General features: G+C 41.3%; 24 protein-coding genes and 1 other annotated feature. Of the genes, 5 read left to right on the top strand and 19 right to left on the bottom strand.

The genetic code is table 11. From position 1 onward, the window contains the following. Window positions 1–128: 128 nt before the first annotated feature. Together PCY14_RS02450 and gdhA are read right to left on the bottom strand one after the other, a co-directional pair. Window positions 129–1,772, bottom strand: a complete 1,644-nt coding sequence (locus tag PCY14_RS02450) for a hypothetical protein (protein WP_021152278.1) — start codon at window positions 1,770–1,772, stop codon at window positions 129–131. 241 nt (window positions 1,773–2,013) lie between these two features. After that, complete coding sequence (gene gdhA / locus PCY14_RS02445; protein ID WP_021145961.1) at window positions 2,014–3,366, bottom strand: NADP-specific glutamate dehydrogenase; 1,353 nt, start codon at window positions 3,364–3,366, stop codon at window positions 2,014–2,016. 359 nt (window positions 3,367–3,725) lie between these two features. Here gdhA and PCY14_RS02440 point away from each other — a divergent pair, with 359 nt between their 5' ends. From PCY14_RS02440 to PCY14_RS02430, 3 genes are all read left to right on the top strand, one after another. Beyond that, window positions 3,726–4,832 carry an AAA family ATPase gene (locus PCY14_RS02440; protein WP_021145962.1) on the top strand — a complete coding sequence of 369 codons (1,107 nt, stop codon included), beginning with the start codon at window positions 3,726–3,728 and terminating at the stop codon, window positions 4,830–4,832. Between the two features lie 57 nt (window positions 4,833–4,889). Beyond that, a complete protein-coding gene (locus PCY14_RS02435; RefSeq protein ID WP_293916798.1) occupies window positions 4,890–5,642 on the top strand; it encodes an NUDIX domain-containing protein in 753 nt (250 codons plus the stop codon). Window positions 5,643–5,719: 77 nt separating this feature from the next. Next, window positions 5,720–6,223: an HdeD family acid-resistance protein gene (locus PCY14_RS02430; RefSeq protein WP_021145965.1), complete on the top strand. Its 504-nt coding sequence runs from the start codon at window positions 5,720–5,722 to the stop codon at window positions 6,221–6,223. A gap of 78 nt (window positions 6,224–6,301) precedes the next feature. Here PCY14_RS02430 and PCY14_RS02425 read toward each other — a convergent pair whose 3' ends face one another. The 13 genes from PCY14_RS02425 to PCY14_RS02365 form a co-directional block, all read right to left on the bottom strand. Continuing rightward, the gene (locus PCY14_RS02425; RefSeq protein ID WP_021145966.1) at window positions 6,302–8,182 is read right to left on the bottom strand and encodes an ABC-F family ATP-binding cassette domain-containing protein; all 1,881 of its coding nucleotides are present in this window, start codon (window positions 8,180–8,182) and stop codon (window positions 6,302–6,304) included. Window positions 8,183–8,265: 83 nt separating this feature from the next. Beyond that, window positions 8,266–9,468 (bottom strand): CCA tRNA nucleotidyltransferase, encoded by a 1,203-nt coding sequence (locus tag PCY14_RS02420; RefSeq protein ID WP_021145967.1) that lies wholly within the window; start codon window positions 9,466–9,468, stop codon window positions 8,266–8,268. Beyond that, window positions 9,465–10,232, bottom strand: coding sequence for a 4-hydroxy-tetrahydrodipicolinate reductase (dapB, locus tag PCY14_RS02415; protein ID WP_004183981.1), 768 nt, complete (start codon window positions 10,230–10,232; stop codon window positions 9,465–9,467). The genes PCY14_RS02420 and dapB overlap by 4 nt, the downstream gene beginning before the upstream one ends. 61 nt (window positions 10,233–10,293) lie before the next feature. Beyond that, on the bottom strand, window positions 10,294–11,136 hold the full coding sequence (locus tag PCY14_RS02410) for a DegV family protein (RefSeq protein WP_301363113.1): 843 nt from the start codon (window positions 11,134–11,136) through the stop codon (window positions 10,294–10,296). Between the two features lies 1 nt (window position 11,137). Further along, on the bottom strand, window positions 11,138–11,512 hold the full coding sequence (locus PCY14_RS02405; RefSeq protein WP_002885550.1) for a DUF1149 family protein: 375 nt from the start codon (window positions 11,510–11,512) through the stop codon (window positions 11,138–11,140). A gap of 226 nt (window positions 11,513–11,738) precedes the next feature. Then, on the bottom strand, window positions 11,739–12,434 hold the full coding sequence (locus PCY14_RS02400; RefSeq protein ID WP_286644103.1) for a GNAT family protein: 696 nt from the start codon (window positions 12,432–12,434) through the stop codon (window positions 11,739–11,741). 58 nt (window positions 12,435–12,492) lie between these two features. Then, window positions 12,493–12,783 (bottom strand): 50S ribosomal protein L27, encoded by a 291-nt coding sequence (rpmA, locus tag PCY14_RS02395; protein ID WP_004183988.1) that lies wholly within the window; start codon window positions 12,781–12,783, stop codon window positions 12,493–12,495. Window positions 12,784–12,818: 35 nt separating this feature from the next. Further along, complete coding sequence (gene rplU / locus PCY14_RS02390) at window positions 12,819–13,133, bottom strand: 50S ribosomal protein L21 (RefSeq protein WP_002885597.1); 315 nt, start codon at window positions 13,131–13,133, stop codon at window positions 12,819–12,821. A gap of 40 nt (window positions 13,134–13,173) precedes the next feature. Further along, window positions 13,174–13,248 (bottom strand) — a sequence feature (ribosomal protein L21 leader region). A 110-nt stretch (window positions 13,249–13,358) separates the two neighbouring features. Then, window positions 13,359–13,895 (bottom strand): GNAT family N-acetyltransferase, encoded by a 537-nt coding sequence (locus PCY14_RS02385; protein ID WP_004183990.1) that lies wholly within the window; start codon window positions 13,893–13,895, stop codon window positions 13,359–13,361. A gap of 4 nt (window positions 13,896–13,899) precedes the next feature. Continuing rightward, entirely contained in the window at window positions 13,900–15,219 is a 1,320-nt protein-coding gene (gene gtfB / locus PCY14_RS02380; RefSeq protein WP_004183992.1) for an accessory Sec system glycosylation chaperone GtfB, read from the bottom strand. Then, window positions 15,212–16,723, bottom strand: coding sequence for an accessory Sec system glycosyltransferase GtfA (gtfA, locus tag PCY14_RS02375; RefSeq protein WP_004183993.1), 1,512 nt, complete (start codon window positions 16,721–16,723; stop codon window positions 15,212–15,214). The genes gtfB and gtfA overlap by 8 nt, the downstream gene beginning before the upstream one ends. 98 nt (window positions 16,724–16,821) lie before the next feature. Next, the gene (gene thiI, locus PCY14_RS02370; RefSeq protein ID WP_004183994.1) at window positions 16,822–18,045 is read right to left on the bottom strand and encodes a tRNA uracil 4-sulfurtransferase ThiI; all 1,224 of its coding nucleotides are present in this window, start codon (window positions 18,043–18,045) and stop codon (window positions 16,822–16,824) included. A 42-nt stretch (window positions 18,046–18,087) separates the two neighbouring features. Then, entirely contained in the window at window positions 18,088–19,233 is a 1,146-nt protein-coding gene (locus tag PCY14_RS02365) for a cysteine desulfurase family protein (protein WP_021152283.1), read from the bottom strand. A gap of 109 nt (window positions 19,234–19,342) precedes the next feature. On the opposite strand from PCY14_RS02365, the gene PCY14_RS02360 reads away from it, so the two are divergent. Then, the gene (locus PCY14_RS02360) at window positions 19,343–19,822 is read left to right on the top strand and encodes a DUF6556 family protein (protein ID WP_060933614.1); all 480 of its coding nucleotides are present in this window, start codon (window positions 19,343–19,345) and stop codon (window positions 19,820–19,822) included. Window positions 19,823–19,866: 44 nt separating this feature from the next. Continuing rightward, window positions 19,867–21,123, top strand: a complete 1,257-nt coding sequence (locus PCY14_RS02355) for a folylpolyglutamate synthase/dihydrofolate synthase family protein (protein ID WP_021145981.1) — start codon at window positions 19,867–19,869, stop codon at window positions 21,121–21,123. 265 nt (window positions 21,124–21,388) lie between these two features. On the opposite strand, the gene gorA is transcribed toward PCY14_RS02355, so the two are convergent. From gorA to PCY14_RS02335, 4 genes are all read right to left on the bottom strand, one after another. Further along, a complete protein-coding gene (gorA, locus tag PCY14_RS02350; RefSeq protein ID WP_021145982.1) occupies window positions 21,389–22,741 on the bottom strand; it encodes a glutathione-disulfide reductase in 1,353 nt (450 codons plus the stop codon). 158 nt (window positions 22,742–22,899) lie between these two features. Further along, window positions 22,900–24,876 (bottom strand): fructose-specific PTS transporter subunit EIIC, encoded by a 1,977-nt coding sequence (locus PCY14_RS02345; protein WP_301363112.1) that lies wholly within the window; start codon window positions 24,874–24,876, stop codon window positions 22,900–22,902. After that, a complete protein-coding gene (pfkB, locus tag PCY14_RS02340; protein WP_008533860.1) occupies window positions 24,873–25,784 on the bottom strand; it encodes a 1-phosphofructokinase in 912 nt (303 codons plus the stop codon). The genes PCY14_RS02345 and pfkB overlap by 4 nt, the downstream gene beginning before the upstream one ends. After that, on the bottom strand, window positions 25,781–26,527 hold the full coding sequence (locus PCY14_RS02335) for a DeoR/GlpR family DNA-binding transcription regulator (protein ID WP_008533859.1): 747 nt from the start codon (window positions 26,525–26,527) through the stop codon (window positions 25,781–25,783). Before PCY14_RS02335 ends, pfkB begins: the two co-directional genes overlap by 4 nt. Window positions 26,528–26,577 lie beyond the last annotated feature (50 nt).

Below are 26,577 nucleotides of genomic sequence, written 5' to 3'. Positions count from 1 at the left end.
ACATCATATGTCCTTCTTTTATCTGAGCCAACGGTTTTTATTTTCAGACATAATAACCTCAACCTATTATATCAAAAATGGCGGACCCCTAGGAAAGCAGACGAAAAAAGAAACCCAAAGGCTTCTTTTCATCGTTCTTTCTTCACTCTATACAAATAGCCAATAAAAGCTAAAAAACTAATCGCTGAAACACTCATTGCCATTTTAGCAACCGGGGTATAACTATAGGTCACTACAACTCGATGCTTGCCTGGTGGCAAGACTAAATTAGTTGGATTCTTTTCATTGGATAAGTAAGTTGTTGCTGGCTTCCCAGCAATCGTCACTTCCTGCCCCTTGTAGTAGAAAACAGGCAGTGACAAAACTTTCTCAGCTTGAGAATTATTAGTCACCTTAAATGACAACTCATGAGGAGATTGCTTGATAGCTGACTTAATTTCCTGAGTATCTAGAAAAAGGTGTTTATCAAAGACAAACTTAAAGGGAACTTCTTTATTGGTATAGTCGCCGTTGATATTTTTGTAAGTTCCCTTAGCCAGCATGCCTTTCGTAACTTTTGTATTACTCGGCAATATGTTCTTGACTTTAGTCATCTTATCTTGAACAGTAACAATCTGAAACATATTTAGGCAAATACCAATCAGGACAAGTACCGTCGTAGCTTTTAGAGAAATAGTCTTTAAGATATTAGCCAGGGCTAAGCTGAAAAATAGCAAAGCAAAACTCCATAATCTCCAAGGAAATTGAAGATTGGACACCGGGCTTTCCTGCAATAACTGCCAAGGAAAACTCTTCAAGGTTAAAAAGGCTAAAACAAGAGATATAAAAAGGTAAATTCTAGCTTCCCTATCCTTCACAAAACGCTTAGCAAAGGCTAGACTTAACACTAAACCAATAAGATAAAGCAGATTAACTGATGGGGTCCTTAAATCACTACTTACAATAAGCCCCCAGGTATCTGACAAACTCAAAGCCATTTTGGCTAGAAAAGGCTTAAATGTCATCCGCAAAGTCACATACCTAAATTGCTCTATCATGGGTACAAAATAGGCCAGAGACATTCCCAAAGTTACTAGAGTAGCCTTAAGAAAGCCCAGTAACCGCTCTTTCTTAGAGTCCCAAATGCAAAAACTGGTTACCACTGCTAAGAAAATCAAAACAGAGGCTAAGACGACCGATAAAACATGGGAATAGACAAGGCCAAGCATCCCAAGGGTCAAGACCCACCATTTTTTGTAATCTCCAAAAGTTAGCAAACGCACGCCTACAAAAACTAGGGGCAGAAAAATCATCGCCAGCGTTTCGCCAACCGCTGCCCTATAGTAGGAATTATGCAAGAAATAACCTGAAAAGAGATAGAAGGTAGAAAATATCAGCACCTGCTTATCAGAATACCTCAATAAACGTAAGCCATAAAAACTAAGCAAACAGGTTGCAAAGCGAACAAGAAACTGAAAACTCATCCAAGCTACAAAAATAGATTGCGTCAGCTTATATACTAAGAAGATTGGATAGTAGGTCAACCAAGGATAAAAGGTATTGATTAACTGGCCAGTGCCTCCATTGGTCGTAAAATTGATAGGACTCTTCCAAATGGTGTCTAGAGACAAAAGACGGTTAATATGAAAAACCACATCATCGCCATAAAGCTTATCTCTAAAAAAGAACATTGGCAAGATTGACACGAAACTTATCAAAAAACTCAGTACAAGGACTCCCCAATTACTAGAGTTCTTCTCTCTTTCCCCAAAGGGACTTTGTTCAATAATCACAATTCTTCCTCTCGTATTAAATCATAAAATTAGCTATAAAAAGAGATTCTTTGCTCCCTCATTATACCAAAAATCCAGCAGGAAACTTTTTACCTCTTTAAAAGATTACGTTCCTGACAACCAGACAGACTATCCACTACAGCTTGATCCACCTGCCATAGCCTTTCAAGCAAAAAAAGAAACCCGCAGGCTTCTTTTCTTATTTTATCGAGAGGCTTATTAATCAGGTCAGGTCTGCTAATTAAACAATACCTTGAGCTGACATTGCATCTGCAACTTTAAGGAATCCAGCGATGTTGGCACCAACAACAAGGTTACCTTCATGACCAAATTCTTTAGCAGCTTCTGCAGCATTTTCGTAGATACCTTTCATGATATCGTAGAGTTTAGCATCAACTTCTTCGAATGTCCATTGTGTACGTTGGCTATCTTGTGCCATTTCAAGAGCTGATACAGCAACACCACCAGCGTTAGCAGCTTTGGCAGGACCAAATGATACACCAGCTTTAAGGAAGACATCAATAGCTCCCAAAGTTGAAGGCATGTTAGCACCTTCTGAAACAGCAAGAACGCCATTTGCTACAAGTGTTTCTGCATCTGTTTCATCCAATTCGTTTTGAGTTGCACATGGGAAAGCCAAGTCAGCTTTGATAGACCAAACTGTCTTTTCACCACCAGCAGGTGTGTAAGTTGCATTTGGACGAGCTTCTGCATATTTCACGATACGTTCACGTTTAACTTCTTTGATTTCTTTCAACAAGTCAACGTCGATTCCGTCTGGATCATAAACAAAACCAGATGAATCAGAACATGTCACAGCTTTAGCACCTAGGCTTTGCAATTTTTCAATAGCGTAGATGGCAACGTTACCAGCACCTGAAACAACTGCTGTCTTACCGTTAAAGTTTTCACCACGTGCATTAAGCATTTGTTCTGCAAAGTAAACAGCACCGTAACCAGTTGCTTCTGTACGAGCAAGTGAACCACCCCAGTTCAAACCTTTACCAGTAAGAACACCTGTGTATTCGTTACGAAGACGTTTGTATTGGCCATAGAGGTAACCAATTTCACGTCCACCAACACCGATATCACCTGCAGGTACGTCTGTATCTGCACCGATGTGTTTGCTCAATTCAGTCATGAAGCTTTGGCAGAAACGCATGATTTCGTTATCTGATTTACCTTTAGGATCAAAGTTTGATCCACCTTTACCACCACCGATTGGTTGACCAGTCAATGAGTTTTTAAAGATTTGTTCGAAACCAAGGAATTTAATGATTGATTGGTTTACTGATGGGTGGAAACGAAGACCACCTTTGTAAGGACCAATAGCTGATGAGAATTGTACACGGAAACCACGGTTTACTTGTACTTGACCTTTATCATCAACCCATGGTACACGGAATGAAACGATACGTTCTGGTTCAACCAAACGTTCCAAAAGGTTTTCTTCAATATACTTAGGATATTTATCGAAGACAGGGACAAGTGAATCGAAAACTTCTTCAACTGCTTGAAGGAACTCAGCCTCGTGTCTGTTTTGAGCTTTCACTTTTTCAAAAACGCTAGCAACGTATTCTTTACCTGTTGTCATATCAATGTTTCCTTTCAAATAATTACCTTAGTAATTTAATTACATGAATAGTATAAATTTTCAGAATCTTCTTGTCAAGTATTTTTTTTATTTTTTTGATTTGTATGTTAGATTTTATGACATCAATTCAATTTTATCTATTTTAAGTCTTTTCTAAAACCTTATCAATTCAGCAATGTAAGCGCATTAGCTTTTTTCAGCTTTTTCTTGGAAAAAATTTTGCCTTTTTTGAAATTTTCATGCCATATTGGACGTGAAAAGCAATTTAGTAATTTTACTATTTTCTATTTACAAAGACTTTGAGCTATGCTACTATTAATTTAGTAATTTTACTATATTTCAAATAAAGGATTATTCTTATGAAAAGAAAACAGCTATCAGGAAAGCGTATTGGGATTGTGTTTGGAACTTTCGCTCCAATGCACATTGGGCATGTTGACCTCATCACCAAAGCCAAACGCTATAACGACAACGTTCTAGTAATCGTTAGTGGCAGTAATGGTCAGGAAGATCGTGGAACACGCGCAGGCCTATCACTCAATCGACGCTTTCGTTACGTTCGTGAAGTATTTTATAATGACGAACTTGTTGTCGTAGATAAATTAGATGAAGAAGGGATGCCTGCCTACCCTGAGGGCTGGATTCCATGGGTTAAGCATGTTAAGGAGCTTATCGCGAAAAATACCGACACCCCTGAAAAAATCACCTTTTATGTTGGTGAGCCCGAGTATGTGGCTGAACTCAATGAACACTATCCCCAAGCTCAGGTAGAGCTCATCGAACGTTCCATTATAGACATCTCTGCTACCGAGATTCGTGATAACCCTATGGAAAATTGGCGATTTATCACTAAGCCTTTCCGTCGCCATTTTACACGAAAAGTCCTGGTTGTCGGATCTGCTAGCGGTGGAAAAACTACCCTCGTGAAAGATTTGGCTCGTACATACAATGCTCCCTGTTCTCTGGAATATGCCCGTGAGTATCAAGAAAAGTATAATGTTCGTGATGATGAATTGGATACCAATGACTATATTCACCTCTTGACCGACCAATATGCACAGACCGCTGACATCATTGATAAGGGACAACACTCAGGTCTTATCTTTGCAGATACCAATTCAACGGTGACAAAGGTTTATATTGACTACTATTTGAAGGAGAGTATTTCTCAGGAAGAATTTGACACCTTGGACCGCCTCTATCAAGTCACTCAAGCTCGTGAAAAATGGGATTTGATTTTTGTCATTCTACCAAAGTCAAACTATGTTGATGATGGTTTTCGCGATATGACCATGGCTGACCATCATACACGTGACTGGTTTACCAAACATCTTTTAGACCTACTGTCACCATTTAAAGACAAAATCGTTATTTTAGGGGATAATAGTGACAGTGATAGTTTTTTTGCAGACAACTACCATTTTGCCAAAAAGGCAATCAATGAACGGTTGCATATTGAGGTTTAGATGACCTCTTCAAGCGTTCATCTCTCAACTTAGCATCAAAGACAAGGAGGAAAAAACATGTCGAAAACCTTTGAAAATTCTGGTAGTGAAAAGGACTTCTTGAAAATCTACCAACAAGAAGAAATGGATAAGTATGTCAGACCCTCAGTAACTGTAGACTCAGTCATCTTCCGCTATTATGAGGGAAGCGTTCAAACCTTACTTATCAAGCGAAAAAACCATCCCTTCTTGGGAAAATATGCGCTTAGTGGGGGCTTCGTCCAAGAACAAGAAGATCTCAATATAGCTGTTTGTCGCGAAGTTCTTGAAGAAACATCGGTTCAACTCAATCCAGAACATATTGAACAACTCATCACCGTTGGGACACCTTATCGTGACCCCCGAATGTGGACAATTTCAGTAGCCTACCTCTGTTTTATGTCTTATGATGACTACCAAGTAGAAAAGGCTGCAGATGATGCCGCATCTACCCATTGGCTAGACATTGCGATGATAAATGGCCAGTTACAACTGATTGACGGTGACAAGCAACTGACTCAAGATGACCTTGCTTTCGACCATTGGGATATTCTGTTGACTGCCATGAAACGCATTAAGGGACGATTAGAATATCATCCAACCATACTCAGCATCATGCCTGATGAAAACACCTTAACCACCTACCGTCAGCTTTTTGGGACTTTTAACGAGGATTATCTCAAAATGGATTCCACAAATTTCTTGCGTCGCTTTAAACATATTTTTCAAAAAACAGGCCGCCAGATGGCAACGAGAACCAAAAAAGCTGCCACTTATTCCTATAAAATCTAGACTCCTTAAAGAAGGTCTTTGTTTGACAATTCGACTCTCACATAGTAGTATTAAGAAAAATTAAAAAGAGGTATCGTATGAAAAGTTTTACATTGATTAGCGGAATCCTCATAACCCTCTTGGGTGTCTTTTTCTTCGCTAATCCTACTAATCTTCTGGCCATCGTCGGTTGGCTTTTTGCTCTAGTGATGTTAGTATCAGGTGTATCAAGCCTCATGGTCTATTTCAAACGAGATAATGAGAAGCGTTCCTTTATTCAACTTCTTCAAAGTATTATTTCAATCATTTTTGGTATTATTTTACTTTCAACATCAGCATGGGTACTCTCAGGTGTTGCCGTAACTATCATCGCTTGGTGGTTGCTGGTCTCAGCCTTTACTCAGGGTTTTCACGCCTATCGCCAACGTCAGTTTGGCTTTTCAGGTCAACCTACCCTGTCAATTGCCTTGATTTGCCTCGTCTTTGGACTACTGCTCTTTAGCGCACCATTTTTCTCAGCCTTTCTGATTGGGCGCTTGGTAGCTTCATTGATTATTTTTGCAGGTGTCTCTGTTCTCTCCTTTTCATTCCGCTTGTGGTAGGATAGAACCATTCACTAGATAAACATAAAAAAGCCTTGCATCTGCAGGGCTTTTGTCATACTTTGATTACTAAAGAACTTAGCCTTCTAGCTCACTCAAATACTCATAGCGTTCATATTTTTCAAGCAAGCTTTCATTAGTGGCATCCAAGTCACGTTGAAGGCTGGCTAGCTGTCCATAATCGCTTGCATTTTCGAGCATGGCTGCTTCAATCTCTTCGATTTTAGCTTCAAGCTCGGCAATTTCATCTTCAATAGTCGCCCACTCTTGTTTTTCAAAGTAACTCATGCGTTTTTTGTCTTCTTTGACTTTTTCAACCTTAACGCTAGCTTGTGCTTTTTCCTTTTCAAGAAGGGCCGATTGCTCTTGTAAGAAGGCTTTTTCATCAAGGTAGTCCGTATAATTGCCAAAGAACTCACGCACGCCGCCATCTTCAAAGGCTAGAATCTTGTTTGCTACCTTGTCCAAGAAATAGCGGTCGTGACTTACGGTAACGACAGGGCCACCAAAACCATTAAGGAAGTTTTCCAAAACCGTCAAAGTTGCAATGTCCAGGTCGTTTGTCGGCTCATCCAAGAGCAGAACATTGGGCTTTTCAATCAAAATCTTAAGTAGATAAAGACGTTTCTTTTCCCCACCAGAGAGCTTAGCAATCTGTGTTCCATGGGTAGAACGAGGAAAAAGGAATTGCTCCAAGAGCTCGGTGATACTGGTTGTTCCAACTGTTGTCTTGACTTCATCCGCCACTTCTTGCAAGTAGTTAATGACACGCTTGCTCTCATCCATGTCCTTAATTTGCTGTGAGAAATAACCAATACGTACCGTCTCACCAATATCTAGGACACCAGCTGTAGGCACAAGATCACCATTAATGAGATTGAGCAAGGTCGATTTCCCGACACCGTTATCACCAACAATACCGATACGATCACGATTTTGCATGATAAGGTTGAAATCACTGAGAATTTGCTTGCCAGCTTCATAAGCAAAATCGACATGCTCGAAGTTAACCACCTTCTTACCAATACGGCTAGTCTCAAAGTTAATTTCAAGATCGTCATTATTGACCGTTTGGTGAACCTCACCCTTTAGATCCTTAAAACGATTGATACGAGCTTGTTGTTTGGTCGCACGAGCTTGTGGTTGCGTTCGCATCCAGGCCAACTCCTGCTTATAGAGTTGCTTTTTCTTGTGTAGAGCTGCAGCATCACGCTCATCTTGTTCAGCCTTGAGTCGCACGTAATCTTGATAATTTCCTTGGTACTCAATCAGATTAGCCTGGTCTAGCTCAAAGATGCGTGTTGCCACATTATCTAAGAAATAACGGTCGTGGGTAATGAAAAGCACGGTTTTTTTAGACGACTTGAGAAAATTTGTCAACCAGGCAATGGTATCAATATCCAAATGGTTGGTTGGCTCGTCCAAAAGCAAAAGATCAGCATCATTCAAGAGAACCTGAGCCAACTGAACACGACGTCGAAGACCCCCTGAGAGGTCACCAACCTTTTGCGAGAGGTCTGAAAGACCCAGCTTAGACAAGACTGTCTTAACCTCACTTTCAATAGACCAAGCATCCAGACTATCCATCTCAGCCATAACCTTCTCCAATCGAGCCTGATTATCCTCAGAATAATCCGCCATAAGCGTTTCATACTCACGAATCAAGGCCATCTCACGAAGGTTCGATGACAAGACCGTATCAAGAACTGTCTTGCTATCATCAAATTCTGGCTCCTGAGTCAAATAAGCTATCTTGTAGCCATTGGCCTTGGTGAAAGGTGACACATCACCATCAAAGCCAATACGCTCAGACACAACATCTAACAAGGTTGTCTTACCTGTCCCATTGACACCAATAATCCCAATACGATCCAAATCATGGATAATGAATGAAATCTCTTTAAAAACCGTCTTATCTCCAACGGACTTGGTTAATTTTTCAACAATAAAATCTGACATCTTACCTCCTTTTTACAAATAACACCGCTACGGATCTTACGCATGCTCTGTAGCGGTGTGTCATTTTTATAACGTCTAAAGGCTCATTTCATAGCTTGAACAAAGGCTATAATGGCTTCCTTGTCATTAGCTAGATTTCCATCAACAATAGTATTTTCAATAGCTTTGAGTGCACGACCAAGGTCCGGTCCAGGTTTGAAACCCAGCTCTTTCATCAGCATACCGCCATTTACAACAATTTCGTGCTTATCATGGATGAGCAACTGACCATCCAACTCAGCAATACGCTCATAATCGACTGTCAAGCCCTGAGCTTGTCTCAAACCTTCAGCTTCCTCTAGGAGCTCCTTACCATACTTATAAACATCTTGCTTGGTCACATCTCTCTCCATACGGAATTTGAAAATCTCAACCAGAGATTGTACTGTCTTCTGGAAATTCACAGAGGTCTTCCATTTTTTAAGGAAAGAGCGTGGATTGTCATGCTTGAGAGCCAAAAGCGTTGCTGCCCAGGCCTGCTCAGAACTTGTAAATCTAAATCCCTCAGCATAATCTGCCACAAAAGACTGCCATTTCTCAGCTGTCTCTTGAAAATCTGGAAGGTACTGATAGGCCTTGGTCGCTAGAAGAGCCTTGATTCCTTTCTTCCAATGTGGGGCCAAAAGTAGCTTATCAAACTCGATGAAACTTCGCTCAATCGAAATCTTTTCCAAAAGCGGAGCATGGCTGGTCATCGCCTCAAAAGTCTTTACTTCGATATCAAAGTCTAAACTTGCTGCAAAACGTAACCCACGCATGATGCGAAGGGCATCCTCGTTAAAGCGTTCCTCAGCCTTACCAACAGCCCTCAAAACACGGTTGTCCAAGTCAGCAAGACCATTGAACTTGTCGATAACCTCAGCATTTTCATTAAGAGCAAAAGCATTGACTGTAAAATCACGACGCTTAAGATCCTCTTCCAACGAACGCACAAAGGACACACTGGACGGACGACGGTAATCTACATAGACATCCTCTGTGCGGAAGGTCGTCACCTCATATTCACCGCCATTTTCCAAAACCAAGACCGTCCCATGCTCTATGCCGATATCTACCGTACGCTCGAAAATCTGTTTGGTTTCCTCAGGGTAAGAAGACGATGCAATGTCCACGTCATGGATGGGACGATTGAGAAGAGCATCACGAACAGATCCTCCAACAAAGTAAGCCTCAAATCCAGCCGCCTTAATTTTCTCTAATATTGGTAAAGCCTCCTGAAACTCAGAAGGCAAATAACTTAATCTCATAGTAAATGTTCCAAACCATAAACAAGCTGGTCACGTTTAACCACTTCTTTAATCCCAAGATTAACACCACCCATAAAGGAAATACGGTCGTAAGAGTCGTGACGCAAGGTCAAGCCTTCTCCTTGGGCACCAAAGATGACCTCTTGGTGAGCCACTAGACCTGGCAAACGCACACTGTGAATACGGAAGCCATCAAACTCCGCACCACGTGCCCCGGCAAGTGTTTCCACCTCATCTTCAGCTCCTTGACGTTTAGGTTCACGAACTTCACGAATAAGTTCAGCCGTTTTCACTGCTGTACCTGAAGGGGCATCCTTCTTCTTATCGTGGTGAAGCTCAATGATTTCAAGGTCTGGGAAGTATTTGCTGGCTTCTGCCGCAAACTTCATCAGAAGGATGGCACCAATAGCAAAGTTTGGAGCAATCAAGCCACCAATTGACTTGTCTTTAGAAAGGGCTGTCAAGTCCTGAATCTGTGCTTCTGTAAATCCTGTCGTACCCACAACTGGTGCAAAACCATTTTCCAAAGCAAAATGGGTATTTTCATAGGCAACAGCTGGCATGGTGAAATCCACCCAGACATCTGCGTCAAAGCCAACCAAATCCGCCTTATCTGTGAAGACAGGAACACCGTCCACTTCTTTTTCTGTCGCAAATGGGTCAAGCAAGGCAGCCAAGGTCAATTCATCATCTCCCTTGACCATATCAACCGCAGTTGAACCCATTCTTCCTTTAAATCCAGCAACAATAACTTTAATAGACATATCATTTTTCCTCTCTATTGATCATAGTCGTAGACAATCCCCATTCAAAATGGATTGTTCTTTATTTGGTGAACTTAGGTGTCAAGCCTAGAACCAACGCTCCCTCTCCCAAGTGGGTAGCAATCACGGCACAGAGAGACACCACTGTTGAAACCTCAACACCTTGGGCTTCAAGCTGTTCTTTAAAATCCTCTGCCTTTTCAGGAACATTGGTATGCAAAATGCTGAGCTCCATGTTTTGATTGTCCTCAGCTAGGGCAACCAAACGCTTCACAGCTTTCTTCTCTGTACGCACCTTTTCAAAAACAACGATTTTTCCTTCATCATTAAAATTCAAAATAGGTTTGATAGACAAAAGATTTCCTAAAATCGCCGAACCATTCGACAAACGTCCTCCCTTAACCAAATGGTTAAGGTCATCCACGAGAATATAAGCTGTTGTTTGTGCAATTTGCTCATCTAGTTTCTTCAAGATATTGTCAAAAGACATCTCTTGAGCTGACCAATGCAAAACGTTTCTCACCATGGCACCCATAGGAGTTGCCGTTATTTTAGTATCAGGAAAAGCAATTTTCAACTTGACATGATCTTCAATCAAAAATTGACTGTTGGCCCAAAAACCAGAAATGCCTGAAGAAAGGAAAAGCCCAATGACATGGGTGTAACCTTTATCCTCTAACTCCATCAGTAGGTTATCCAAATCAGCCAGATTAGGTTGCGACGTCTTGAGCAGTTCTTCTGAGTTCGCCATTTGCTCATAAAACTGTTTCAAGTCCAAGTTTTTTCCTTCAACAAAAGGCTGACCCTCAATGATGACCGGAATATCTAAAATATATACATCAGCATGTCCCTGAATATCAGCAGGGAGATTAACCGACGAATCCGTAATAACTGCAAGAGACATCTTAGAACTCCAAGTTGATACCTGGGCGATCCAAGGCAATCTCAGTGACTTCATAAGTCAAACGTTGAAGCGTATCCAACAAAGGGGCTGCCAAAGCCTCAGCTTCTTCTTGTGAAAAGTCTTTAGGTTCATTGACGATACGGTTTTGAATATGATCCATTTGAGAGACAATCCCTGAGATAACAAACTCATCACGGACAATCATAAATTGCAAAACAGCAACAACCGACGTGTTGTTAGCTTCTTCATCTTTATTATGCAACTGGAAAGTTACCTCAACATTAGTTTTAGGAACACCATTTTCTTTTTCCCACTCATGGTTACGAACATCATAGTGGTAACGGTTAACGAATACTTTTTCGCGAATTAAATCCATTAGTCATTATTCTCCTTGATACAATTACTCTTTATTATAGCATAAATATGGTTTTTGATGGAAATATTATTGACAGAAAAATGAGTATTTTAATGAGTTTTTAACACTATAATTCGGGAGTGACTGACAAATGAAAATAAAGACGAGAGTAGGGCAAAACTTGAATGAACGAGTAAAGAACTAAAAGAGGGCCCTCTCAACAATAAGAGAACCCTTTAAACAAGCACTAACATTCCTTTAATGAACGTTTCTGTTGTCCATTTTCGTCAAAATTATCAGGAGCTAACCAGTTCTCAAAACGCTCTTTTAGTGCAGGCCACTCACTGTCAATAATAGAGAACCAGTCCGTATCACGGCTACGTCCCTTATAGATAGCATGGTTACGGAAACGCCCTTCGAAGGTGAAACCTAGTCGCTGTGCTGCATTGGCGGAAGGACGGTTGAGACTGTCACATTTCCATTCATAGCGACGGTAGTTTAGCACGTCAAAAACATAGGTCATCACTAAATATTGGGCTTCGGTAGCTGCTCGCGTTTTTTGTAAGGCTGGAGCCAAAATGACCCGTCCCATCTCTACACTCCGATTTTTAGGCGTAATAGCCATGAGTGAGAAAGTGCCCAGAACCTTTCCTGAGGCCTTATCCCTAATGGCAAAGAAATAAGGATTAGAAGACTGCTCATAGTCTTCCAAACACTGGCGTACTGCTTCTTCAGATTCAAAAGGATCCGCATACATATAGGTCCAGTCAGAAAGAATCCGATTGGTAAAGTAAAAGTCAAGAATATCCTCGTAGTGTTCTGCTACTGTCAAATGTTCAACGCTACAATAGCGACCGTCCAAGAGAGTGATGTCCGGCATCTTCCCAGGTCTGGCATCCGCTAAGCTTGGTCCGACTTCTTGTTGGTACTGATTCAAAGGCATAGTCATCTTCCTTTCATAAATAAGAAAAGCCTACACAAAAGTGCAGACTTTAGCTGAATTATTTAGCAACTGGGTATACAGATACTTGTTTTTTGTCGCGACCTTTACGTTCGAAACGTACAACACCTTCAACTTTAGCGAAGAGTGTATCGTCACCACCACGGCCTACGTTTACACCTGGATAGATGTGTGTACCGCGTTGACGGTAAAGGATTGATCCACCTGTTACAGTTTGACCATCAGCAGCTTTGGCACCAAGACGTTTAGCTTCTGAATCACGACCATTGGAAGTAGAACCCCCACCTTTTTTGTGGGCGAAAAGTTGCAAGTTTTCAAGAGTTTTCAACATAAGATTGTGTCCTTTCTTAGTGATTAGTCGTTAGCTTACGCGTTGATAGCGTTGATAACAACTTTTGTATAAGGTTGACGGTGACCTTGTTTACGGTGGCTACCTTTTTTAGGTTTGTATTTGAAAGTAACAACTTTCTTTTGTTTACCTTGTTTTTCGATAGTTCCGACAACAGTAGCTCCTTCAACAACTGGAGTACCTACTACAGTTTTATCACCACCGACAAGAACAACTTCGTTAAAAGTTACTTCTGATCCAGCTTCAGCGTTGATTTTTTCAACGTAAATCGCTTGACCTACTTCAACTTTAACTTGTTTTCCACCAGTTTTGATGATTGCGTATGTGCTCATGATGCACCTCCTATTAAAATTTTTAATGTGTCTGAGGTTTCCCTCTGTGAAGACTCGCCTAGTACTGCGGGGACGAACCCACTTGCAAACAGTAGTCGTGCGGTTGCACAGGACGTGCATTTAGTCAACGTTTCAATTCTATCATTTTTTTACTCTAATAGCAAGAGAAAAAGTTTTTAGTTTTTCTTATTTTGTCAACTTAGATTTAACTACAAAATCAAGCTTCTAATCCACTCTGACACCATGCTTTCCTAAAAAGGTCTTAGCCAAAGCGTTCTCCAAAGCTGCTAGGGAAAGCGTCTTATCGGTTGTTAAAATCTGATAACGCTCAGTCCCTTCAAAATAGAAATGATTCAAAGCTTGATAGCCATTTTTTTCGTAAAATGCTAGACGTTTTAGACGTTGAGCTCGATTAGAAACATTAGGATCATCCATGGGCTCAATCGTGAGAACACATGGGCAAACGCCTGCTTCTTTCTTAACTTGTGCCAAAATCTGACTACCGTATCCCTGAGACTGTTTACTTTCTTCAACCGCAAGAAAGAGTAAGTATACTAGGCTGTCAGTATAGATGGTATAGGTTAAGCCAATAAAAGTTTGCTTATCATAATAAGCCAGAAATTCCTGTCCTTTTTTCAAGCCATTCCAAGACAATTGCCAGAGGGGAAGACGCTCACAAGCAGGAAAAGCCGCTTCATAAAGCGAAGCGACCTGTCTAAACGTTGGTGTAAAAGGGTAAACCTTACGAACCTGAACTGCCATGACCCTAACCAATGACCTTTTGATAATCTTCTGGTGTCGCCACACGAGCATGCTCACGTTGACGGTCAAGAAGATGTCTAAAGAACTCATGGTTGCCCAAGGCTTCATGAAGGGTTTGCTTGAAGTGACCGGCATCCATCGGTGAAAAGATATTGCTTGGCGCTGTATACTCTGAACCATGACTAGTGTTCGTAAAGGCAAGGATAAGCATATTATTTTCGAAAGCAGCACGGGTCGCTGACAAGATTTCATTTTGATGGTTAATATCCAAGTAGAAATCAGCTTCTTGATAAAGGCGTTTAACCTGTTCTGTTGTAATGTTAGGATAAAGACTAACATTGCTATATTTAGCCAAATCCATCAAGCGACTTGACATCTCTGTAATAGCCCCGACATGATAGTGCATGGTAGGTACTTCACTAACAATACTTTCCAGATGTTCAACCTGATCGGAATTGGTCAAGATAAGTGCATGGTTTTGGAAATGATTTTGACGTGCAAATGGATACATGAAGCCAAGGAAAGCTACATGAGAAGCCTGCTGGGGACTAATCAATTTTAGCAAATTCGTGTAGGCTGTGTAATCCTGAACAACAATCTTGGTTTGACGGTGATTGCTATCAAGGAGCAAACGCATATTGCCAGGAACTGTGTCTGTAATTGGCTCTTGCCAGAAAAGCACATCTTGGCCAGAATTTGGAAGGTTCATCGTTGTCAAGAAAGGCGTTGACAGTGAGTTATAAAGGATACGACTTAAATCATAACCCGCCTCTTGGAGATAGAAGACTACAAATTCCGACTTATTTTTGAAAATGTAGACTTTTTCCTTCCAATTCAAGATAACATCCTTGGTCAAATGGTTAACAACGATAACTTCCTTGTTGTCTGGCGTGAAATAACTAGTGATAGTCGCTTCTTGTTTAACGTTGTACGTTGTCTGAGAAAAACGATAGCCCTTGTTATTATAGCGGTCAGTCACGCGCAAGCGGCCTGACTCATCATACCAGTCCACAGCATTTACCAAACGTTGATGTTCAGGATGCGCATAATGAATATGTCCACGTTTTTTATCAAAACGGAAAATTTCTGCATTACTATTAGTCCCTAAAATTTCCCAGTAATCTGGCACGGGCACTTGATTAAAGTAAAGAGCAGATCCCTGAACCTTATCAAAACCAGTGAAATAAAGGTAGGGCGAGGTTACATCACTAGGTAGAAAGCCATCATCCGAAAGGCAAACCGTTGTATTGGCATAGCCAGCAACGATTAAGGAGTAATGGAGATCCCAACTACCCTGACTATAACTTTCAAATAAATTAATCATGACTAGTCATCTCCTTTACTAAGTTAAGCCACTTCTGCTCAATTTCCTCTGTCAAAAAGCCTTTAGCGATATCATAAGAGACTTGATGAACATGGTCCAAATCTGTGCGGTTAAAGAAGGCTACAATTTTCTCTGCCAAAGCCGCTACAATGGCAGGTTCATCATCTTTTTCGAAACGAGGAATGAGGTAACCATTTTCATTATCTTTAATAAAGGTTTGGTTCCCATAGCGCACGTCAAATCCAATCATACCAAGACCTGAACCAACAGCTTCTAAAAGAGTCAAGCCAAAGCCTTCACTCTTAGAACCTGACAGGTAAAGCTCGTAGTCCTTGTAGACTTCTGTCAACTCCTGATGACCTTTGAGATGGATGTAATCCTGAGCTTGATTTTCCTCAATAATAGCCTTAAGTTTAGCCTCCTCAGCCCCTGTACCAAAGATATCAAAATTAACTTGTGGCAAGCTCTCCTTGGCCTTAACGACAGCCTTAGCCAACCAGTCCACATGTTTTTCATTGGCCAAACGTGAAGCGGTAATGATAGAGAATGGTTTACGATTGCCATCAGGTTTTCTCAGTTTATCCACACTTCCCACAGGGATGGTTACGATATGAGGCCTAAATGGTGTGTACTTGTTGAACTGATCTAGCATGATATCACGCTGACGATTTGTCGCCGTGATAAAGAAATCGACCTTGTCCGCATTACTAAATTGATACTCGTAATAATTATTCCAAAGAATGGTCTTGTCTGTTACCGCATTCTCACTAAAGTGTTCTGCATGGACCACTACCCCAAGTTTGGCAGGTTTAGCATTACGGAAAACGGCTTGCCCTGTACCAGTTGCACGGTCCAAGATGACAATATCTTTGTCCGTGAGGCCAAGTTGAGACATAAAGTAAGCGATAAACTCGTGCTTAGAAGACAAAATCTTATCTGAAAAACGGAAGATACTATCCTTTCCATCAACGATTTCGTCATAGGCAACACTACCATCTTCATTGAAGAAACGACGTTGGTAAAGATGAGCCTTGTTGTCCACTGGTGTGTAATACTCTGTGAACATCTTGGTATAAGAGTAAAAATCTTTACGAATCAAGCAACCACGAGAAACCTTTTCCACACGGTGAACAATCTCTTCACCCTCTTTACGCAAGTATGCTGCATAAAAAATGTCCTCTTTAGCACAAAAGAGCTTCACTACCTTACCATTAATTTCACGACGTGTAATATCATAAGGAATTTCATTTTCCAAATCCTTGACGGTATAGGTCGTTGGGGCAATCTTAAGGTCTGTAAAATAGCTATAGAGCCAGATGACATCTTCGTCCGCAAAACCCATATTACGGGTCAAATCAGACAGGTTGTCCTGCAAGAACATATCCATAAAGACAAACTTAGCCTTGATACCAGTGTTTTTAAAAATGGTAGAACGGTAGGCCTGAGCATATTCGACACCACTTGACGCCCAACCAATTCCTAAATTGATGTTATAAACAGTCATGTATTTTCCTTTCTAGGTAAAATGCAACATCGATATTATTTCTTTATTTGATACAGCTGATGCTAATAAAATCTAAGCAGTCACTATATACTTTGGGACTAGAGCAAGTCATCAATAAGTGTGTCTACTTCGTCTTGTGCCTCTTCGATAGGTGTGATTTCAGTCACCATAATTCCTGCAACCGCCCGTTCAACCAAGGCGTCAACATCCATACGACGCTCATATTGTTCAACGTTTTTAATTTTGGGATTGGTCTTTGGACGGTCCGGTGCAAAGATGGTACAGCAATCTTCGAAAGGTTGAATAGAAATGTCGAAGGTATCAATTTTTTGTGCCAAATCAATGATTTCCAACTTATCCATAGTCACAACTGGGCGAATCACTGGCGTACAGGTGACAGCATTAATGGCCTGCATAGACTCCATAGTCTGACTGGCAACCTGACCAAGACTTTCTCCATTGATAATGACAAGACCACGTCGTTCCTCACGAATGCGGTCAGTAATACGCATCATAAAACGACGAGTCAGAGTCATCAAATAAGCCTCTGGTGCTTTTTCCTTGATTTCCTCTTGAATTTCAGTAAAGGGTACTTCAATGAACTGGATATTGCCACCAAACTTAGTCAACTTACGGGTCAAATCTTGAGCCTTTTTCAGTGCACCAGGACTGGTGTATGGAGGACTTGCAAAATGGACAGCCTCAATATCCACGCCACGCTTAAGGGCTAGATAACCTGCAACAGGCGAATCAATCCCACCTGAAAGCATGAGCATGCCTTTCCCAGCTGTCCCTACAGGTAATCCACCAGCACCCTTAATTTCCTCATGAGAAATATAGGCAGCCTCCGCACGAATCTCTACCTTAAGATTAACATCTGGACCCTTCATTTGTGCTTTAATATCAGGCAATACATCAAATACAGCATTTCCTAAAGTAAGGTTGAGCTCACGACTGTCGAGAACAAAGTCGTGGTCACTACGTTTAGCCGTCACCTTAAAGGTAAGTCCATCATGATAAAGCCCAGTCATAATGTCTTGAACAGCTTTTTTCAATACTTCGACATTTTTTTCACATTTGTAAACAGGACTAAAGGCCTGAATCCCGAAAATCTGTTTCAAAGACTCTGCGACTGGTTCGTAGTCTGTGCCATTTAGATAGATGTGTCCACGGTCACGGTCAAAAGTCACTTTCACCTCTGGATAGATGGATAGGACATCCTTGATATTATTTTTAAGTTTATTGATGAAACGCATGCGGTTTTTGCCCTTGGTTGACAATTCCCCGTAGCGCACCATAATTTCTGAATACGTTAGTGTCATTCCTTTTCCTTTTGAACTTGAATTTAATTTTATTTAATCGTTTTATCTCACTTTTTGTGTCTTAGCGTAGACCTGCTTGAAAATCGTGAGAAATTGTTCAACCTGTCCCATATCATTGTCATCATCGAGACTGATACGAACGGCAGTTTGGGCCAACTTACTTGGCACACCCATAGAAATAAGGGTTCCTGCTGGCTTACCGGCTTTTGAGGAGCAGGCTGATGTCGTTGAAATATAGATTTGATGTTCCTCAAAAGCATGGACAACAACTTCACCACGAACACCCTTGATGCCAAAGGTCAAAATATTGGGAGCAAAGTTATCACCTTCACCTGAGAAGAGAGTAATGTCCTCATACTTCGACAATTCGTCAAAGATAACCTTTTTCATCTTGGCAATTTTAGTCAGAGATAAGGCCTCTTTATCAGTGACTAAGCGCAAGGCCTTAGCCATACTTGCAATCCCAGCAACATTTTCAGTCGTTGAACGAAGGTCTTTTTCTTGACCTCCACCTGTTAAGAGAGGCGTAATCTTTTTGCCAGCTTTTTTGTAGACAAAACCGACACCACGAACGGCATGGAACTTATGACCAGAAAAGGTCGCAAAGTCTACACGGTCAGTTAAATAAGACGATACAGGAACTTTACCAATAGCCTGAACAGCATCCACATGGAAAGAAATCGTCGGCTCATTAGCTAGAAGATCTGAAATCGCTTGAATGGGTTGGATAGATCCGATTTCATTATTAACGGCCATCACTGAAACCAAGATGGTATCAGGTCGCAACAGTTGAGCAAGAGCTTCCACATCCACGAACCCTTGAGCATTAACTGGCGCATAGGACACTTGAAAACCATGCTCAGAAAGCCATTTGGCAGACTCTTTAACCGCAGGATGCTCAATGTCAGAAACGATGATGTGTTTACCATAAGGCTCTTTTTCAAAAGCCACGCCCTTAATGACCCAGTTGTCTCCTTCGGTTCCACCAGACGTAAAGAAAATCTCATCGGCTGATTTTCCAATGAGGTCCGCAACTTGCTTACGAGAAGCCTCCAAAATACGTGTCGCAGATGTTCCTAATTGGTGCAAGCTAGAAGGATTCCCAAAAATTTTCGTTGCCGCTTCTTGGTAGGTTCTAAGAGCCTCTGGATAGGGCATGGTTGTAGCTGAATTATCAAAATAAATCATGTTTTTTCCTCGATTAATAGTTACTCCCTATTATAGCATAATTTTTTTAGCATTTTTTGCGAGAAAATCATATAATAGAGAGTACGAAATAATTTTTAAGGAGAGCATCATGTCTGAAAATTACTCACGCCGTAACCATACGTCCAATGAAGAAAGCAAATCTTCCCCTAAAGTGACTGAACACGTTTCTAAAGGCTTCACTGCCTTCCAAAAAGTCCTTACTGCTGTCGGGACCATTTTGTCAATCATCGTAGCGTCTATCACTATTATGAATTTCACATCTTCTAATAAAGATAAAGATACATCTGATTCTTCAGCAAATCAATCAACTGTAGTCATCAAAGAAGGTAACAATAAGACCCAAGATTCAAGCGCTGCCTCATCTAGCTATGGTAATGCGACTGACTCAGAAACAGAAACAAGCAGCCAAGCTGGTAATAACACTTATTCTTCATCAGCAGATACAACAACTGGTGGAAATACAACTACTTCTTCATCAGCAGCCACTGCAGACACAACTACTGGCAATGCGACAACTGGTGGTGCAACAACTGGTGGTGCAACAACTGGTGGCGCTGCTTCCAACTAAAACATTTGAAAGGCTAGGAGTTTCCTGCCTTTTTCTATAATCCTATGAACTATACAGAAACCATAAATTTCATTCACTCTTTTAAAGGTAATGGTCGTCGTCCCAAGCTTGAGCGTATGCGCTGGCTTTTGGAGCAAGCTGGAAATCCTCAAATGCACTATCCAACAGTCCATATCGTCGGAACCAACGGTAAGGGATCAACAACCAGTTACTTACAACATATCCTAAGTAAGGCAGGCTATCAAGTCGGAACCTTTACTTCTCCTTACATTACTCGATTTAACGAGCGTATTAGTATTAATGGCACAGAGATCCCTGATAAGGACCTGATTGCTATTGTTGAGAAAGCTCAAGTTTTTCTCAATGATTTAGAACATAACACTTATTTTGACCGACCAACGGAATTTGAGTTGGTCACCCTACTCATGTTTCTCTACTTTGATTTGAAACAGGTTGATATTGCTATCATCGAAGCCGGAATTGGTGGCCGTCTTGATTCGACCAATGTGCTTTCACCAGAGCTTGTCATCTGTACTTCGATTGGCTTTGACCACACTGAAACTTTAGGTAATAGTCTTAAGGAAATTGCTGAGCATAAAGCTGGTGTCATGCAAAAAAATACCCCTACCTTACTAGGTCGTGTTCCTGAAGAAGTTGAACAGCTCTTTAGACAAAAATCACATGAATGTAAGGCTCCTTTGGCTGTTATTGATAGGGAAATCCAGCTCATTCATGCATCCAATCAAGCTCTTCAAGTTTCTTATGGTAAGTGGCAGAGTTCAAAACTTAAGCTCTCCATGCTAGGACAGCATCAAGAAAATAATGCTGGTTTAGCCGTCACTGCTGCCCATCTATTGACTCAAATATTTCCTAAGATTACCGATAAGAGTATCCAAGAAGGCATCGAAGAGACGCATTGGCCTGGTCGCAGTGAGTGGATTGGAAATAACATTTACCTAGATGGCGCCCATAATCCTCAAGGTATTGCCAGTTTAAAACAGGTACTAAAAGATAACTTCGCCAATCGTAAGGTCCACATCCTCTTTGCAGGACTTAGGCGGAAGCCTCTAGCAGACTTACTAGAGGAGCTGAAAGCTTATGATATAACGGTAACTAGCTTTGACTTTTTTGAAGCACTGCCCTTGGATGACTATCCTCAACACTTCAAACAGGCGACCGACTATAAAGACTGGCTAATCCAAGCTGATTCAGCGAGTCCTGATGATTTATTTGTCATTACTGGGTCCCTTTACTTTATCTCAGAAGTCAGAAATTATTTGATTAATGAAAAAAAGGCCTAATGCCTTTTTTTATTTAGACAAGTTATTTGCTACACACAAAGTGTGGGCTGCTATTTGAGCACAAAGAAAAGCCTGAAACTCTTGGTATTCAGACCTCACTTATTTATCTCATCGTTACAAATTCTTCTGAACCGGTTGGATGAATGGTTTCCATAGCCAAAAAGGCTATGGAAATTCGCAAGGGACTTCCTTGCGATCACTTTCAATTGAGGCCATTCAGCCATAAAGAAAAGCCTATCCATTTAAGTAGACAGACTTTACCTTTTTATCTCATCGTTACAAATTCTTCTGATCCGGTTGGATGAATGGCAACCGTATTATCAAAATCAGCCTTAGTTGCTCCCATCTTAATAGCCACAGAGAAGCCTTGAATCATCTCGTCGACACCGTAGCCAATGCCATGAAGACCGATGATTTTTTCATTCTCACCAAGTGTTACTAATTTCATAGTTGACGGCTGACGATTGTTTGCAAGAGCTGTATACATTGGAGTGAAACTAGATTTATAGACCTTGATATTCTCCGCACCATATTTAGCGATTGCTTTTTCCTCAGTCAAACCAACAGAACCAATGACTGGGTGGCTAAAGACCACAGTAGCAACATCTGTATAATCAAGCTTAGCATCAGCTTTATTGTTGAAGAGTCGCTCTGACAATTGACGTCCCGCCTTGATTGCAACTGGCGTCAAATCTAGTTTACCAGTCACATCACCAAGGGCGTAGATACCAGGAACTGATGTATTTTCAAAGGCGTCTGAATAAATGTTACCTCGTTCAGTCAACTCAACGCCCGTCTTTTCAAGACCAAAGCCAGAGGTATTGGCTGCACGACCAATAGCCCAAATGAGGCAATCAACAGTTACTGTTTCTCCATTGTCAAAGCTAATGGTCAAAGAATCGTCAGCATTTTTCACTACTTCTGTAGCATTAGCATGCGTGTGAAGGGTCGGACCTGATTTAGCCATCTCATCGACTAAGACATCGATAATATCCTTGTCAAAGGTACGTAATGGGCGATCCTTACGCACAAAGAGATGCGTATCACTGCCAAGAGCATTGAGAACACCAGCAACCTCAACGGCGATATAGCCACCACCGATAACAGCTGTACGTTTTGGTACCTCATCTAACTCAAAGAAACCATCTGAAGTAATCCCATATTCACTACCTGGAATATTTGGATAAAGGGCATGTCCACCTGTTGCAATAAGGATATGTGGCGCTGTATAACGCTCCCCAGCTACTTCAACTGTATGAGGGTCAACAAATTTTGCATACTCGTATACACGTTCAACGCCATTACTATCAAAACCACGCTCATAAGAACCATGGATACGGTCGATATAAGCCTGACGATTGGCCTTAAGGGTCGCAAAATCAAACTTATTAAGCGTCACATCAAAGCCATATTCACCCGCATAGCGGTGAAGAGTCTCAGCAACCTGAGCACCATACCACATGACCTTTTTAGGTACACAGCCCACATTGACGCAGGTACCGCCGACCTCTTTTCCTTCAAAAAGAATAACCTTAGCGCCGTGCATAGCAGCACGATTAGCACTGGCAATCCCGCCAGAGCCACCACCGATGACAATATAATCGTATTCTTTTACCATAATTTACCTCTTATATTTCTTTATGGAGCATATGAGCTTCTAGATAAGCCTTGTAAGCCATTTCTGGTTTTACTTTATCATAAATTAAATATCCTGACAAAAATCCGCTACGACACAAAAAAACAACCCCGTACTCAACGAGATTGTTTTATCATATCTTATTTATCAAGTGGTTTGCGGAGGAATCCGAAAAGGATACCTGATACCACAGCACCAATCAAGATGAAGAGAAGGTAGAGAAGGGCATTTGAAGTGAGGGCAATAACGAAGATACCTCCGTGTGGTGCCATCAATTTGATTCCTGCCATACCTACGAGAGCACCTGTAAGAGCTGAACCGACGATAAAGCTTGGGATAGCGCGTGCTGGGTCAGCTGCGCCGAATGGAATCGCACCTTCAGTGATGAATGAAAGTCCCATAACAATGTTTGTTAAACCAGAGTTGCGTTCTTCTTCAGTGAATTTATCTTTAAACAAGAGTGTTGCCACAAATACTGCCAATGGAGGAACCATACCAGCCGCCATAACTGCCGCCATAACAACTGAACCACCTGAAGTTACTGTTGCTGCGAGAGTACCTGTACCAAAGACATAAGCCGCTTTATTGACTGGTCCACCCATATCCACTGCCATCATACCACCGACAAGGAGACCAAGAAGCACTGCTGAGCTACCTGACAAGCTTGACAAGAAGTTATTAAGACCAGTATTGATTGCTGCCATCGGAATATTTACTGCCAACATCAAGAAACCTGTAGCAAATACACCAAGAAGTGGCAAGAGCAAGATTGAACGGATTCCTTCAAGAGCACGTGGAATACCTGCCAAGAATTTACGAAGAACGAGGATAACACCACCTGCAAGGAAACCACCAACAAGGGCTCCAAGGAAACCTGAAGATACACCAGCAAGGGCAAGGGTTGCTTTACCTCCTGAAGCAAATGGAACACCACCAAAAGCTGCACCACTTGAAGCAATAGCACCAGCTACGAAACCTGAAACCAAACCTGGTTTTTCGGCAATAGAGTAAGCAATGTAACCTGCAAGTACTGGAAGCATGAATCCAAAGGCCGCACCACCAATTGCTTTGAATTGAGCAGCAATTTCATGGTAAGAACCAAGTTGTGACAATTGATCTTTAGGAACACCCATGATTTGGTCAAGCAAGAAGGCAAGGGCAATCATGATACCACCACCAATAACGAATGGAAGCATTTGTGATACCCCACTCATCAAGTGTTTGTAGAAGGCACCACCAAGACTCAATTTCTCACTTGATTCTTGAGCAGCTCCAGCATTTTCAGCATGGAAGACTTCAGCTTTACCATCCAAGATGTTTTGGATTAATTCTTGAGGTTGACGAATACCCGCAGCAACCGGTTTAGAAATCAATTTCTTACCGTCAAAACGTGCTGTTTCAACTGCCTTGTCCGCTGCTACGATAACACCTACAGCCTTACTGATTTCTTCAGCAGTCAATGGTGTTCCAACACCTGAAGCACCGTTAGTTTCAACACGAACATTGACTCCCATTTCTTCACCTGTTTTAATCAGTGATTCTTCAGCCATGTAAGTGTGCGCAATACCAGTTGTACAAGCTGTTACGGCTACGATAAGGGGTTTATCGCTTGAAGCTGCTTCCTTAACAGCTTGTGCTTTCTTAGCTTCCTCAGCCTGTGCTTCTTCTTCACCAGTATTAAAAGCAGCAATGACTTCATCTGGAGAAGTCACCTTACGCAAACGAACTGCAAAACCATCTTGCATAAGGTATTTTGACAACTCAGCAAGGGCTGCCAAGTGAGTGTCATTTGCTCCCTCTGGAGCTGCAATCATAAAGAAGAGGTCAGTCGGTTGACCATCAAGTGATTCGTAATCTACACCTTTATTAGATTTAGCAAAAAGTACTGTTGCTTCTTTGACTGCAGCATTTTTACTGTGTGGCATAGCGATTCCATCACCCAAACCAGTTGATGTTTGTGCTTCACGAGCCATAATACCTGCTTTGAAAACATCAAAGTCGGTCACAACACCATTGTCAACCAGGCTGTTAATCATTTCATCGATAACAGCTTCTTTTGTAGTTGCTTGAAGGTCAAGCAACATTACTTTTTTGTTCAGTAAATCCTGAATTTTCATAGTTTTTCTACCTCTACTTTATTGTATGTTTCTTTAATAAATTCAATTGTCGCCAAGTCATCTGAGAAGGCTGTAGACGTACCACACGCCACTCCCCATTTAAGCGCCTCAATTGGGTCACCTGATTTAACAAACTCACCAGTGAAACCAGCAACCATTGAGTCACCCGCACCAACAGAGTTTTTAACTGTCCCCTTAATTGGTTTGGCAAAGTAAGCAGCCTCTGGTGTAACAAGGAGTGCCCCATCACCAGCCATTGAGATGATAACATTCTGCGCCCCCTTAGCCAGGATTTCACGTGCATATTTTTCAACATCAGAAATACCATTAAGTTTGACATTGAAAATAGCTTCAAGCTCATGATTATTTGGTTTAACCAAGAGTGGTTGGTGAGCTAATGAATCAAGAAGCGTTTGTCCCTCAAAGTCACAAACCACCTGAGCACCAGTTTCACGAACCAGTGGAATCAATTTGTTATAGACCTTGTTTCCAAGATTGCTTGGTGCAGAACCAGCAAAGACAACCACATCATCTGCAGTGATACTTGAAAGGATTGCCTCCAATTCAGCCAACTGTTCTTCTGTGATAATTGGACCCGTTCCATTAATTTCAGTTTCTTGATCGGCCTTAATTTTAACGTTGATACGTGTATCTTGGTCGACGGCTACAAACTTAGTTTTAATACCTTCAGCATCCAAACCATCTGTTACAAAACGGCCTGTAAAACCACCGATGAAGCCCGTAGCGGTATTATCAATGCCTAAACGTTGTAGAATACGACTAACGTTAATTCCCTTACCACCAGCGAATTTATCATCACTGTCCATACGGTTAACTTCACCAATCTCTACCTTATCAATACGAACAATGAAGTCGATGGATGGATTTAGCGTTACAGTATAAATCATACTTCAATAACCCTCGTTTTCTCTTTTAATTCTTTCAGGAGCTCTTCTTCCGAAGCGTTTGTGATTATAGTGACCTTCTCAACCTCCGCTACCTTTGCATAGGTAATCTGACCAAGTTTCGAAGCATCGGCTAAAACGTAAGCTTTTCGTGCATTAGCAATCACTGTCCGTTTAATGACTGCCTCCTCCATGTCAGGTGTTGTAAAATAATTGGCATCAACACCATTAGCGCCAATGAAGGCACAGTCAAAATTCAGTTGTCTGATTTGCTCCTGAGCAGTGCTCCCTATGGAGGCATCTGTAGAGTGCTTAACCTTCCCACCAATAATTCTGGTGCTAATACCAAAATCTACCAGCTTAACTGCATGATGGATAGAATTAGTCACAACCGTCACCTGACGATTGAGCAAATGAGGAATCAACAGTTCATTCGTTGTACTAGCCTCAAGAAAGACGACATCACCTTCCTTAATTAAATCAGCAGCATAGCTAGCTAATTGTGACTTTTCTTGAACATTTCTGATGGCTTTCTGACTGTTGGCAATTTCTTCCTTCAGACCTCGAAGGCTTTCAGCGCCACCATGAACACGTTTCAGTTGACCATCTGCCGCTAACTCATCCAAATCACGACGAATCGTTGACTCAGAAGTATCACTTAATAAAACGGTCAAATTTTCTAAAGTGACAAAACCATCTTGTTTCAATTGAGACAAGATAATCTGCTTACGTTCAGACTTTATCATAATCTCTCCTTCTGCAATCGTTTACATGTTCTATTATACAAAATTTTTAA

The sequence above is a fragment of the Streptococcus sp. SV2 genome (genome assembly GCF_030440175.1).
GTDB lineage: Bacteria > Bacillota > Bacilli > Lactobacillales > Streptococcaceae > Streptococcus > Streptococcus raffinosi.
This window is presented reverse-complemented; position numbering and strand designations above follow the sequence as displayed.